General features: G+C 53.1%; 11 protein-coding genes. 8 read left to right on the forward strand and 3 right to left on the reverse strand.

Annotation, left to right across the window (positions count from 1 at the left end; all coding sequences use genetic code 11):
- Window positions 1–52: 52 nt before the first annotated feature.
- The 8 genes from MKJ04_RS17885 (at window position 53) to MKJ04_RS17920 (ending at window position 8650) form a co-directional block, all read left to right on the forward strand.
- Window positions 53–1408, forward strand: a complete 1356-nt coding sequence (locus tag MKJ04_RS17885) for an undecaprenyl-phosphate glucose phosphotransferase (RefSeq protein ID WP_241643035.1) — start codon at window positions 53–55, stop codon at window positions 1406–1408.
- A 187-nt stretch (window positions 1409–1595) separates the two neighbouring features.
- Window positions 1596–2225 (forward strand): WecB/TagA/CpsF family glycosyltransferase, encoded by a 630-nt coding sequence (locus tag MKJ04_RS17890; RefSeq protein ID WP_241643036.1) that lies wholly within the window; start codon window positions 1596–1598, stop codon window positions 2223–2225.
- Window positions 2226–2589: 364 nt separating this feature from the next.
- Entirely contained in the window at window positions 2590–3393 is an 804-nt protein-coding gene (rfbF, locus tag MKJ04_RS17895; RefSeq protein WP_241643037.1) for a glucose-1-phosphate cytidylyltransferase, read from the forward strand.
- A 54-nt stretch (window positions 3394–3447) separates the two neighbouring features.
- On the forward strand, window positions 3448–4530 hold the full coding sequence (locus MKJ04_RS17900; RefSeq protein WP_241643038.1) for an NAD-dependent epimerase/dehydratase family protein: 1083 nt from the start codon (window positions 3448–3450) through the stop codon (window positions 4528–4530).
- Between the two features lie 10 nt (window positions 4531–4540).
- Window positions 4541–5104, forward strand: coding sequence for a dTDP-4-dehydrorhamnose 3,5-epimerase (rfbC, locus tag MKJ04_RS17905; protein WP_241643039.1), 564 nt, complete (start codon window positions 4541–4543; stop codon window positions 5102–5104).
- A 42-nt stretch (window positions 5105–5146) separates the two neighbouring features.
- Window positions 5147–6508, forward strand: coding sequence for an NAD(P)H-dependent oxidoreductase (locus MKJ04_RS17910; RefSeq protein WP_241643040.1), 1362 nt, complete (start codon window positions 5147–5149; stop codon window positions 6506–6508).
- A 144-nt stretch (window positions 6509–6652) separates the two neighbouring features.
- Window positions 6653–7438, forward strand: a complete 786-nt coding sequence (locus MKJ04_RS17915; RefSeq protein ID WP_241643041.1) for an NDP-sugar synthase — start codon at window positions 6653–6655, stop codon at window positions 7436–7438.
- Window positions 7439–7456: 18 nt separating this feature from the next.
- A complete protein-coding gene (locus MKJ04_RS17920; protein ID WP_241643042.1) occupies window positions 7457–8650 on the forward strand; it encodes a glycosyltransferase family 4 protein in 1194 nt (397 codons plus the stop codon).
- A 37-nt stretch (window positions 8651–8687) separates the two neighbouring features.
- On the opposite strand, the gene MKJ04_RS17925 is transcribed toward MKJ04_RS17920, so the two are convergent.
- The 3 genes from MKJ04_RS17925 to MKJ04_RS17935 all read right to left on the reverse strand — a co-directional run bounded on the left by MKJ04_RS17925 (window position 8688) and on the right by MKJ04_RS17935 (window position 12633).
- A complete protein-coding gene (locus MKJ04_RS17925; RefSeq protein WP_241643043.1) occupies window positions 8688–9947 on the reverse strand; it encodes a glycosyltransferase family 61 protein in 1260 nt (419 codons plus the stop codon).
- Between the two features lie 66 nt (window positions 9948–10013).
- Window positions 10014–11141, reverse strand: a complete 1128-nt coding sequence (locus MKJ04_RS17930; RefSeq protein ID WP_241643044.1) for an alginate O-acetyltransferase AlgX-related protein — start codon at window positions 11139–11141, stop codon at window positions 10014–10016.
- Between the two features lie 16 nt (window positions 11142–11157).
- Window positions 11158–12633 carry an MBOAT family O-acyltransferase gene (locus tag MKJ04_RS17935; protein ID WP_241643045.1) on the reverse strand — a complete coding sequence of 492 codons (1476 nt, stop codon included), beginning with the start codon at window positions 12631–12633 and terminating at the stop codon, window positions 11158–11160.
- Window positions 12634–12849: the final 216 nt, after the last annotated feature.

Genomic DNA, 12849 nt, shown 5'->3' on the forward strand with positions numbered 1-12849 from the left:
TTACACTCAGATTATGAATAGGTTCCGACACTACTACAGTTTTAACAGAGTAATGCTGTTAATTCTAGATGTAACTCTTATAGCATCCGCATTTAAATTCTCGAACATTATCCGCTACGGCACCACTGATCTTCAGCAGGAGTACAACATCTTCTTCGTGCTTTTTGCCCTCGTGTGGTGGATCGTTTCGGGTTTCTCTAACTTCATGGTGCGCGTAGACGGGTTCTTCCCCTGCGACCGACGGCTGTCTAACCTCATAAACGCCTTCATTCTGCATGCCTTCATTCTGGCTAGCTGCATTGTGGTGTTCAACCTTGAGGAGCTTTCCCGTTTGCTGCTGCTCTATACCTACCTTTCCACCGCGCTCCTGATTGGCTTCAGCAGGTTGCTGCTTTTATTTGCCTACCGTTATTTCACGAAGTCAGACGTGGCCCATACCCGCTACGTGATCGTAGGAACAGGCCCGGCCGCCATGGGGCTGCACCAGACACTGAACGCCAACGACGACCTCGGCACGAAGTTCATGGGCTTTTTCGACGACAACGCAGATCCCCTCAGCCCTTACAGCAGTAAGGTGAAAGGCGGCGTGGACGACCTGAAGGAGTATTGCCTCCAGCACAGCATCGACGAGGTGTACTATACCTTGCCGCTCAATAACAAGGAGCAGATTGACGACCTCACCGAGTTTGCCGACGACAACTTCGTGTACTTCCGCATTGTGCCTGATTTCAGCGCCATCGTGCAGAAAGACGTGAACATGTACTTCTACCACAACGTGCCGATGATCAGCATCCGCCGTGAGCCGTTGGAGATTGCCTCTAACCGTGTGATGAAGCGCCTGTTTGACGTGGCCTTCTCGCTGACCGTAATTCTGCTGATCTTCCCGATTGTGCTTCCGCTGATTGCCCTGGCGATCCGACTCGAGTCAAAGGGACCTATCTTCTTCAAGCAGTTGCGTCCGGGCAAAAAGAACAGGCTCTTTGTCTGCTACAAATTCCGGACAATGAAAGTAAACAAGCTGACGGAAGTGCAAGCCACCAAAGACGACCCGCGTATTACCCGTGTCGGCCGTTTCCTGCGCAAAACCAATCTGGATGAGTTGCCGCAGTTCTTCAACGTGCTTTTAGGCGACATGTCCGTTGTAGGCCCACGGCCTAACCTGGTGTCGCAGCTGGATCACTACTCGAAGTTGATCACCAAATATAAGATGCGCCATTTCGTTACGCCGGGTATCACAGGGTATGCCCAGGTGAGCGGCTTCAGAGGCGAAACCAAAGAGCTGAAGCTTATGGAGAAGCGCGTGGAGTATGACGTGCGCTACATGGAGAACTGGAGCTTCATGATGGACATGAAAATTATTTTCCTGACAGTTTGGAACATGGTGAAAGGCGAGAAAAATGCATACTAGTACACTTAACGCTACTTCAGAGTTAGAAACTGTTTCTGCCATACCCTCGCCGCCTTTAACACGGAAGCGAAAACTCCTGACATCCCTAATTTCTGCCGGGTCTTTCAACGACTTTGTAGAGCACATATTTTGGCTGTCTAATCACAAGGATTCCTCTTATGTATGCTTTGCCAATGTGCACATGCTTATGGAGGCATACCAGGACCGGGAGTTTAACGACGTGTTGAACAACGCTGACGTGGCTACCCCAGACGGAAACCCCGTAGCGAAGCTTGCCAGGCTGTTTTATGGGCAGCGGCAGGAGCGAGTGGCAGGTATGGATTTGCTGCCCCGGCTGCTGCAAGAGGCGGCGGCCCGCGGAAAGTCAGTCTATTTCTACGGTTCTACGGATCAGGTGCTGGAGGCTGTGGCTACAAAGGCGAAGCAGGAGTTGCCCGATCTGAAAATAGCAGGCTATTATTCGCCCCCTTTTCGGAAACTCAGTGATGATGAGGACGCAGATATAACAGCCATGATCAATGCGGCTAAACCTGATCTGGTTTTCGTCGCCTTGGGTTGCCCGAAGCAGGAGCGCTGGATGGCAGCACACAAAGGAAGGGTAAAGGCCTGTATGCTGGGCGTGGGCCAGGCCTACATGACGTATGCCGGCCTGGAAAAAAGACTTCCGGCATGGGCACGTAACCTGTCGCTGGAGTGGACGTACAGACTGTGGCAGGAGCCTCGTCGCCTTTGGAAGCGATATCTGTATACCAACAGCATGTTTATTCTGCTTACGCTGAAACAACTGTTGCAGGGGCAACCTAAAAAGCTCGCGTAGCCTAACACTCAAAATTGCTGATAAGACAGGGAGTTGATGGATAAAGAAGGGATCAGGAATAAAGTAGCTGTTTACAAGTGGTCATACCTTCTATCTATACCAACTGAAGCTGACTGCACGACCGTGTTTATCGCCAAATGGCAGATGACCCGGTTGTGCAGTCAGCTTTTTTATGCCTTACGGTAGCGTGAATCAGGAAACTTCGGGCCTCATTAAAACGGGTGCATAAAAATTTTTGCAAAATCAACTCTTAAAACATCCAAATATATAAATCTTCGTATTAACAAAAAGTCCGGTAGCACAGGCAGTGCAATTTTCCCGGTCCATAAACTCAGGTTAACACCCTTAAAACCCTTATAGATATATGAAAGCAGTTATTCTGGCTGGCGGCTTCGGAACAAGAATCAGTGAAGAAAGCGGCGTGCGCCCAAAACCAATGGTGGAGATTGGCGGTAAGCCCATCCTTTGGCATATCATGAAAATCTACTCGCATCACAACATCAACGATTTCGTGATTTGCTGCGGGTACAAAGGCCATATGATTAAAGAGTATTTTGCCAACTACAGCCTTTACAACTCCGACGTGACGTTTGACATGCGTAAGAGCACAATGGAGGTGCATAAAAACAACACCGAATCCTGGAAAGTGACGCTGGTAGACACCGGCGAAGGCACGATGACAGGCGGCCGTCTGAAGCGCGTGCAGGAGTATGTAGGTGACGAGACGTTCTGCCTGACCTACGGAGACGGGGTGAGTGACGTGAACGTATCAGAGGCAGTGCAGTACCACAAAGCGCAGGGAACCCTGGCTACCCTGACTGCCGTGCAGCAGCCTGGCCGCTTCGGGGCATTTACCCTCGGCTCAGAATCAACCAAAGTGCCCCAGTTCAAGGAAAAACCGGCAGGGGGCGACATGCCCTGGATCAACGGCGGGTTTTTTGTGCTCGAGCCAGGCGTATTTGACTACATCGAGGACGACACCACAACCTGGGAGCGCGAGCCACTGGAGCAGCTAGCCGAGGAAGGAGAGCTTTCCGCCTATCGCCACAGAGGGTTCTGGCAGCCGATGGACACCTTGCGCGACAAGCATGTGCTGGAGGAGCTATGGCAAAAAGAACAAGCCCCCTGGAATGTCTGGAATCATAAACTGGCGAACGCAGTGAACTAACCCATCCTGCAAAAAATCCTTATCCCTTTCTTAAATAAAGCAATTACACAAGATATGAAAATTCTGATTACCGGAAATATGGGCTATGTGGGACCAGGCGTGGTAGAGCGCCTGCGCGCCGCGCACCCCGAAGCTACCCTCGTAGGGTATGATATGGCTTATTTTGCCTCTTGCCTGACGAATGCCCCTGTGTTGCCTGAGAGCCAACTGGATGTGCAGTTATATGGCGATGTGCGCACCATCCCGGCGGAAGTCCTGCAGGGAGTGGATGCCGTGGTACACCTGGCCGCCATCTCAAACGACCCAATGGGGACGAAGTTCGAAGACATCACGATGGAAGTGAACTACAAGTCGAGCGTCGAGATTGCCAAACTAGCCAAAGAGGCAGGCGTGAAGAACTATGTGTTTGCCTCTAGCTGCAGCATGTATGGCGCTGCCTCAGAGCAAGCCAAGACAGAGGACTCGGAGTTGAACCCGCTGACCGCCTATGCCCGCTCTAAAGTAGCGACGGAGAAAGACCTGCAGCCGCTGGCTGGTGATGGGTTCACGGTAACGTGCCTTCGCTTTGCCACCGCCTGCGGTATGAGCGACCGCCTGCGCCTTGACCTGGTGCTGAATGACTTTGTGGCTGGTGCCGTGGCGACTGGCAAAATCAATATCCTGAGCGACGGTAGCCCGTGGCGCCCCCTGATCCATGTAAAGGACATGGCGCGCGCCATTGAGTGGGCCGTTACCCGAGAGCCCTCTAACGGAGGTGAGTTTCTGGCCGTGAACACCGGCTCGAATGAGTGGAACTATCAGGTGCACGAACTGGCGAAGGCCGTGGGCGAGGTGATTTCTGGCACAGAGGTGACGGTGAATAAAGACGCCGCTCCGGACAAACGCTCGTACCGTGTGAATTTTGACCTGTATCAAGAGCTGGCCCCAAACCACCTGCCACAGTATTCGCTGAAGCAGGCGATAGCGGAACTGCGCGATGGCCTGACTGAAATGGAGTTTAAGGACGGCGACTTCCGCAACTCCCTGCTCATGCGCCTGAAAGTGCTGACAAGCCTGCAGGAGTCTGATAAGATTAACGAGCAGCTGCAGTGGAACAGCAAGAAAACAGCGCCCAAGGCCGAATTTAAAACCGCTTAACCCAGTACCGATGATTTTTACAGAAACGAAGTTAAAAGGCGCTTTCATCATAGACGTAAAGCGCCTGGAGGATGAGCGAGGCTTTTTTGGCCGCTCATACTGCAAGCGTGAAATGGACGAGCACGGGCTGAACACCAACATGGTGCAGGCAAACGTCTCGTACAACAAAAAGAAAGGAACGCTGCGCGGCATGCACATGCAAGTGTCGCCGTATGAGGAAACGAAGCTGGTGCGCTGCACGCGCGGCGCTATCTACGACGTGATCATTGACATGCGCGAGGACTCTGAAACCTATAAGCAGTGGATAGGCGTGGAACTGACCGCCGATAAATACCGAATGCTTTTTGTGCCGGAGGGATTCGCGCACGGGTTCATCACGCTGGAAGACAACAGCGACGTGACCTATAACGTGACCCAATTCTATACCCCCGGCTCTGAGCGGGGCATCCGCTGGAACGACCCGGCATTCAATATTGAGTGGCCGATAGCGCCGCAGGTCATCTCGGAGAAAGACCAGGAGCACCCTGATTTTGAGGAGGCAAACGCAACAACAGGAGGCAAGCAGCTGGCGTAGCGCCAGTGGCCTCACTTTTTCAAACTAAAAAAAGAGATAGCAATGATATTAGTTGATAGCGCACTCGCCAAGCGTCAGGCCGAGAACAAACCTGTTCGAGTGGCAATGGTTGGCGCAGGCTTTATGGGGCGCGGGATTGCGCTTCAAATCTGTAAGTATACTTTCGGCATGGAGCTGGTGGCCATCGCCAACAGAGACACCGCCAAAGCCAAGCAGGCCTATACCCAGGCCGACGTGCTGGACGTGCGGGAAGTAAGCAATCTGTCGCAGCTCGAGGAGAACATCCGCATCGGCAAGTACAGCATCACCGACGATGCCATGCTGTTGTGCGAGGCGGAGGGCATCGACGCGGTGATTGAAGTGACGGGTGCCGTTGAATTCGGCACGAACGTGGCGCTGCGTGCCATCCAGAACGGCAAGCACATCATCATGATGAACGCTGAGGTGGACGGAACCGTGGGGCCAATCCTGAAGGTGTATGCCGACAAGGCTGGTGTTGTGTTTACCAACGCCGATGGCGATCAGCCGGGAGTGGAGATGAACCTTTTCCGTTTTGTGAAGGGGCTGGGCGTAAAGCCAGTGCTGTGCGGAAACATCAAAGGACTGCATGACCCATACCGTAACCCGACTACGCAGGAAGGCTTCGCGAAGAAATGGGGGCAGAACCCGGCGATGGTGACCTCGTTTGCCGATGGCAGTAAGATCTCGTTTGAGCAGGCCATCGTGGCCAATGGCACGGGCATGCAGGTGGCAAAGCGCGGCATGCACGGGCCAACCGTGGCAGGCGGCACGTCACTGAAAGACGTGGTGCAGAACTTATACCCCCTGGAAGACCTGATCGAAGGGCCTGGCATTGTGGACTATGTGGTAGGTGCCGAGCCGGGGCCCGGTGTGTTTGTGCTGGGCACGCACGACCACCCGATTCAGCAGCACTACCTGAACCTGTACAAGCTGGGTGAAGGCCCGCTGTATCTATTCTATACCCCATACCACCTCTGCCATTTCGAAGTGCCAAACACTGTGGCCCGCGCCGTATTGTTCCACGATGCAGCCCTCACACCGATTGGCAAGCCTTATGTAGAGGTCGTGGCCACCGCCAAAACAGATCTGAAGGCAGGTCAGGTGATAGACGGTATCGGACACTACATGACGTATGGCTTGTGCGAAAACGCCACTACAACGGCTGAGCAGCGGTTGTTGCCAATCGGCGTGGCGGAAGGCTGCGTACTGAAGCATGATATCGCGAAAGACAAAGTCCTGACATACGATGACGTGATTCTGCCGGAAGGAAGACTGGTTGATCAGCTTCGCGAGGAGCAGGCGCAGTATTTCGGCGCAGCCACCGATGCGTCCCGGGAGCAATATCTGAAGCATAAGGCCGGAAAAGAAGTATCTTTGTCCTAGGCTCTTGTGCTTTCCTGTGGCAACGCAGGAACAACAATTCTAAGCTGTCGCTTTCGTAGTCAGGTGGTTATACACAGAGGCTCGGGCGACAGCTTTTATTGTTTCAGAATAACGGTACCTTTCAATCGCAAGCGCAGCCATAAGATGAAAAACACGGACATTGTAGGCCTTATCCCCGCTGCCGGCCTTGGAAGCAGGTTAGACCCCATCCCATGCAGCAAAGAACTGTTCCCGGTGGGGTTGGGCCCTCATCCTGAGCATGGGGAAGCGCACCCGAAAGTGGCGGCGCAATACCTGCTCGAGCACATGCAACGGGCAGGCGCGAGCCAAGCCTACATGATCCTTCGCAAAGGCAAGTGGGACATCCCGGCGTATTTTGGGGATGGCAGCCACGTGGGGCTACCGCTTGCCTATCTCGTGATGCGCCACCCGTATGGCACACCTTTTACCCTCGACCAGGCATATGATTTTGTGCAAGGCAAGCAGGTCATGTTTGGCTTTCCGGATATTCTTTTTGAGCCTGCGGATGCGTTTTTGCAGTTGCTTCAGCGGCAGGAGAGCACCCAGGCCGATGTAGTGCTCGGGGCTTTTCCAGTGGCCCGTCCGCATAAATGGGATATGGTCGACCTCTCCAAAAGCGGCCAAGTGACAGCCATCTATCCCAAGCCAGAGCAGTCTGCGTTACGGTATGGATGGGCCATCGCCTGCTGGGGGCCGTCTTTCACGCAGTTTATGCACCAGCACTTGCAAAAAGTGATTTCTGAAATTAACCCCTCCGTTACGGATTTTGAAATCAGTATGGGGAAGGTGCTGCAAGCCGGCATCCGCGAGGGGCTGTCGGTGCAAAGCGTCTGCTTTGACAAGGGCACTTGCCTGGATATAGGCACGCCCGAAGACCTGCGGCAGGTCCTTCGTACTTCATTTTGCTGATTTTCACCCTGACTCTCCATGCGCATACTACTCATACATAACTTTTACAAGCAAGCCGGCGGCGAAGACACCGTTTTCCATGCGGAGGCGGCGCTGTTGCAGGGCCACGGCCATACCGTCGAAAAGCTGGCGCTGTCCAACAACGAGGTCAACACGATAGGGGAAAAGCTAATGGCGGCGTTAGGGGTGGTATACAATTATGGCAGCGCCCGCACCGTCGAGAATGCCCTGCTGCGTTTTCAGCCCGATGTGGTGCATGTGCACAACTTCTTCCCCCTTGTTTCCCCGGCCGTTTTTTATGTATGCCAGAAACACCGGGTTCCGGTTGTCCTGACGCTGCACAATTACCGACTGCTATGTCCAAGCGCCGTGCTGCATTACAACGGCAAGGTGCAGTTGGAGAACATACACAAGACGTTTCCGCTAAGAGCGATTGCGAAGGGTATATACCGCAACTCCCGCATCGAAACAGCTTCTGTGGTGCTCACCACGGGCATACATAAAATGCTGGGCACCTGGCAGCACAAAGTAGACAGATACATTGCCCTGACACCGGGGGCGGCAGACCTATTCCTGGACTCCTCGCTGAGGCTGCGGCCGGAACAGCTGGCCATTAAGCCAAATTTCACGGAAGACCTTGGCGAGGGAGCGCCTGATCGGGAGGATGCTTATATATACATCGGCCGCCTTGCGCCTGAAAAGGGTATAGAGACACTGCTGCAGGCACACCAGTTACAGCCTTTCAAACTCAGGATTATTGGTGATGGCCCGCTGAGAGGGCAGGTAGAACGCTATGCCGCCAATAACCCGAGCGTAACCTACATGGGATTCCGGAAGCGGGAGGAAACGATGCAGCTGCTGAAAAAAGCAAAGGCGCTCATTTTCCCGTCGGAGTGGCTGGAGACGTTCGGGATGACGGTGATTGAAGCCTTTGCCACCGGCACGCCGGTGATAGCCGCCAATCTGGGGGGAGCCGCACACTTGGTGAAGGACCAGCATAACGGGCTGCACTTTGCGCCGCAACAGCCTACTGCGCTCACCCACTGTGTGCAGGAACTTGAGCTGAAGCCAAATTTCCGCGAGGAGCTGGGAAAGAACGCCCGTGCCACCTATCTGCGCCATTATACCCCCGAGGCAAACTATCAACTGCTATTGCAGGTGTACAAGGATGTCATTAGGCAAAAAAAGAGGCCTGCCCCTACAACTGTGTAGTTGTTTGGGCAGACCTCCTCTTTCATATTAAACCGTCTTATACCGCTTTCAGCCGCTGCGGGGACACTTCTTTGGGCTTCGCCTTTTTCGCTTCCTCTACCTCCTGGAGTAGTTCCAGCACCTTTCCGGTTTCCACGAGCAGGTGCTCGCGCTGGCCTTGCCCCGAGTTGCGCACTTTCCGGTGCCCCTTGCAAATAATATACGAGTAGTCTAACCCGATCTTGGTGGCGATGTCATAAAACGGCTCCACCACAAATCCCTCGTTAAAGATCTCAATCATTTTGGTGCCGGGCTTGCAAAAGAACATGCTGATCAGGCCGGCGCCTGTGGCCCCCATCACAATGTCTGCTCTGGAGAACAGCTTGATCTTCTCTTTGATCGTCAGCTTGCTGGAGACAACGGTCTCGAAGTTAAACGGGGCCATTTCCTTCAGCAGTTCCTTTTCGTTCAGCACATTCCGGATAGCAGAGTCGGAGCGGCTGACATAGAGGTTTTTGGCCTCTGGCAGAATCAGGCTGGGCGATTCTGCCGCATACGGCATGAACGACTCCTGAATAAAGTTGCAGAGCCATACCGGCACCAGCGTGTGGTTGCCACGTGGGGCAGTGGAGGCAATAATCCGGTCGGCGGCGATATGGGCATGTGCATCTCCCGAGATGATCTTTTCCTGGGGTATGCCTAGCAGTTCCAGCGTCTCCGTCTGATAGCTGTAACGCAGGCTTGGCACATAAAACCAGTCCACCTGGTCATACAGGCCGCTTTCTTTGAGCAGGTGAAGCCGCGGCAGCACATCGATAAACCAGTGCCCGATGTTGTTGACACCGGCCCCGCCTGTGAGCATCGAAAAGACAGTCCCCTTAAAGCGCGAAGGCGTGGTAAAATACCTTTGCTCAAATATGTTGTTGAGGTCGGGCTCGGTCACTTTGCCGTGCTTGAGGCTCAGCGATACGTTCTCGATCAGGCGGTTGTACTGCGACACCACGGCCACGCTGCTCTCGTTGTCGGTGTATACGCGTCCGTTGGGCACTTCCACTACAATGTAGTCTGTCTGCACCTCTTTCTTGGGCTTCCAGTATTCAGAGCAAGCCTGGTATAAATCGTCTGAGATGTGGAGTTTGGTTACATGCGCGGGGTAGATGGTGTGCAGGGTAAACTCGCGCGGGTTGTTAACGGAAGCGTCCGTTAAGCTGATGCGGCAGACGTCTGCCGGCTTGTATTGAGAGTTAAAAGGGACAATTCTTCCCAAAACCTTCTTCAGTCTTCGGGTGCCTTTCTCGTATTTAGCCTTTATTTTCATAAGTTGGGTTAGCTAACACCTGCTGTCATATAACAATGTATGGTATGCTTCAGGAGTTATGGGGGATTATCTTCCTGTATAATTAACTAAGTTTTTATGGGGTTCTGAGCTAGAGGATTCTCCGTTTTTTGCTTTTGCAATGTGCTTGGTCACTAACTGCGCGGCAACTTCTACGGCGACGTTGTTCCAGTGGGCATCGTCTGCTGGGTATAGCGATACCTGCTTTTGCTGGTATAAGCTGTCAAAGCGATCTTGTATGTTGACGTATTCTACGCCTCTTTGGTCTAGTTTGGCCATTAACCGGGGTAAAAAAGTGGCTTTTTTCTGTGAGGGCAGCAACTGGTAGTAGATATTCTCTTTGTTGGGGATAGGCAAAAACATAAAGCGGATGCCCCGTTTGGCCAAAGCGTCTCTGTAACCTTCCAGTACATCGGCTATCTGGTCAACCTCCTGCTCGCTGAAATCGCGGTTAGCCACCTCGCCTTCGATGAAGAACTCATTGTTGTAGGCAATATACTCCCTTTTTCCTGTGGCGCGTTCGATTGTTGCGAGGGTATACCGGTATAGCCCCAGCTTAGATATCCGGTCGGCGGTTACGGCCAGATACGTCAGCACGGGCGAAGCGTTGATCAGGTTGCCCGTGTAATTGCGCACCTTAGAGCCAAAGCTGTTCTCGCCCGCAGCCGGCAACTCCGGGATACGGCGTTCAATGCTCGAGACAATCACTAACTCAGGGGGCTGCTCCTCAAACCGGTCGGTGGCCAGGAAACGGTTCACAGTGGCCGGGGCAAAGGAGTACACGGGCTTGCCGAGGTTGTCTTCCAGCACCGCGGCCAGTGTTTCGTCCTGCGACAGTTTCGCCCCGGTGATGTTGGAGTCGCCGATCAGCAGCACGTCGTGTTTGGTGTCGGAGTTGCGGTAGCCGTATTCATCTGTGCGCCACTCTACCAGCCGCTTTTTAGCATAGGGGGTACGCGGGGCAAGTTCTCCTTCCTCCACCATCTTCAGGTGCATGTTAGGGTAAAACGGGCCCGACATCACCCGGACGGTGTTCACGGAGATCGTCTCCCATATCCTGAAAGTGAAGTAGTTCATGGGTAACACAAACACCTCCACCAACGGCCACAGAATAAACGGAAACGCAAGCAAGGTCAGCTTCAGCAACAGTTTCTTCACTCCATTATTCGTTTGCATAAACGTTCCTTATTCTCTAAAACTGAAAGTAAATGAATTCCTGGTTGCCGAACTGCCCAAATAGCAGCACGGCGATAATGGCAAGGTAGTATACCCCCCAGCGCACCCACACAGGCCGTTGGGTGAGCAAGGCCGAGACACTGCCATTGCGTTGGATCAAGTGCACCGTCTCCATCACGGCGATAGAGAAAACAGACACCAGAAACACCTTAACGCCCTGGTTCATAAACACATCATGTGCCAAGTCAAGCGAAAAGACTTGGTTTAGGTTCCCCAAAGCGGCAAATGACTGCCCTACTATATAAAAGGCCTCGGAAATCGTGTTGGCCCGAAAGAATATCCAGGAGAAGCACACGAGGAAAAACACCGTGAGCACCTGCACCCACTTGTAGAGCTGCGGGTGACGGGCAAGCCCGATTTTCTGGACGAAGCCATTGCGCTGGGCCTTGGTCAGGATACCGAAAACCTGGTAGATGCCGTGCAAAGCGCCCCATATCACAAATGTCCAGCTCGCCCCATGCCACAGGCCGCTCACCATAAACACGATAAAGAGGTTATAGTACCAGCGCCATTTCACCACCCGGTTCCCGCCCAGCGGAATATACAGGTAGTCGCGGAACCAGGTAGAAAGCGAGATGTGCCAGCGCCCCCAGAACTCAGAGATCGTCTTGGCAAAGTAGGGGCTCCGGAAGTTCTCCATCAGGTTAAAGCCCAACACCTTGGCGGCACCGATAGCGATATCGGAGTAGCCGGAGAAGTCGCAGTATATCTGGAAGGCGAAGAAGACCGTGGCCAGGATTAGCGAAAAGCCCTGAAACTCGCCGGGGTTGTTGTATACCTCGTTCACCATCAGGGCGAGGTTGTCGGCGATGATGATCTTTTTGAAAAAGCCCCAGGCCATGCGGCGCAAGCCCGCCACAATGCGGTAGTAGTCGAAAGGGTGGGACTGGTGCATCTGGCTGAGCAGGTTGCCGGCGCGCTCGATAGGGCCAGCCACCAACTGCGGGAAAAAGGTGACGAACAGCGCGAAGATACCCAGGTGCTTTTCGGGTTTGATGCGGCCATGGTACACATCGATGCTGTAGCTCATGGTCTGGAAGGTATAAAACGAGATGCCCATGGGCAGCAGCAGCTCAAAGGCGGGCATGGCGTAGGGCACATTCAGGCCCAGGGCCAGCTCGCGGGCACTGTCGTTGAAGAAGTTGTAGTATTTGAACAGCAGCAGGATGCCCAGGTTAGAGGCCAGGCTGAGGTATAGCCATGGTTTCCGGCGGGCTTTCTCCTCGTCCGTATACCTGCCCATCGTGCGGCTGCAGAAGTAATCGACCAGGGTAGAAATAACCAGTATGATGGCATAAGCTGGCTTCCAGGACATATAAAAGTAGTAGCTAGCCAGAAGCAGAAGCAGCCATCGCCTGTTGTGCGGGGTCAGGAAGTACAGGATAACTACTATCGGGAAGAAAATAAAAAATTCAATCGAGTTGAAGAGCATACATTCTCCAGGTTAAAAGGGTGTGTTTCGGTTTAATAAACTTAACTGAATGATTTTGAATATGCTGCAGTTTCGTTTACCAGGTAGTGTAGAGCGTTGGTGCATTAAATTTATACCCTATTATATAGATGTTGAGACAAAAGGTTGTGCCATTCACTATATATTTTTTCAAATAAATAGAAAACACTATGTATGACCATTTCTGAGGCATACTAA

The organism is Pontibacter sp. E15-1, assembly GCF_022601975.1.
GTDB lineage: Bacteria > Bacteroidota > Bacteroidia > Cytophagales > Hymenobacteraceae > Pontibacter.

Excerpts from the sequence above, each read along its gene's own strand:
- MKJ04_RS17930 (WP_241643044.1), bottom strand. The coding sequence starts at position 11,141 with ATGCAAACGAATAATGGAGTGAAGAAACTGTTGCTGAAGCTGACCTTG.
- MKJ04_RS17885 (WP_241643035.1), top strand. The coding sequence starts at position 53 with ATGCTGTTAATTCTAGATGTAACTCTTATAGCATCCGCATTTAAATTC.
- MKJ04_RS17915 (WP_241643041.1), top strand. The coding sequence starts at position 6,653 with ATGAAAAACACGGACATTGTAGGCCTTATCCCCGCTGCCGGCCTTGGA.
- rfbC (WP_241643039.1), top strand. The coding sequence starts at position 4,541 with ATGATTTTTACAGAAACGAAGTTAAAAGGCGCTTTCATCATAGACGTA.
- MKJ04_RS17920 (WP_241643042.1), top strand. The coding sequence starts at position 7,457 with ATGCGCATACTACTCATACATAACTTTTACAAGCAAGCCGGCGGCGAA.
- MKJ04_RS17925 (WP_241643043.1), bottom strand. The coding sequence starts at position 9,947 with ATGAAAATAAAGGCTAAATACGAGAAAGGCACCCGAAGACTGAAGAAG.
- MKJ04_RS17900 (WP_241643038.1), top strand. The coding sequence starts at position 3,448 with ATGAAAATTCTGATTACCGGAAATATGGGCTATGTGGGACCAGGCGTG.
- MKJ04_RS17910 (WP_241643040.1), top strand. The coding sequence starts at position 5,147 with ATGATATTAGTTGATAGCGCACTCGCCAAGCGTCAGGCCGAGAACAAA.
- MKJ04_RS17890 (WP_241643036.1), top strand. The coding sequence starts at position 1,596 with ATGGAGGCATACCAGGACCGGGAGTTTAACGACGTGTTGAACAACGCT.
- MKJ04_RS17935 (WP_241643045.1), bottom strand. The coding sequence starts at position 12,633 with ATGCTCTTCAACTCGATTGAATTTTTTATTTTCTTCCCGATAGTAGTT.
- rfbF (WP_241643037.1), top strand. The coding sequence starts at position 2,590 with ATGAAAGCAGTTATTCTGGCTGGCGGCTTCGGAACAAGAATCAGTGAA.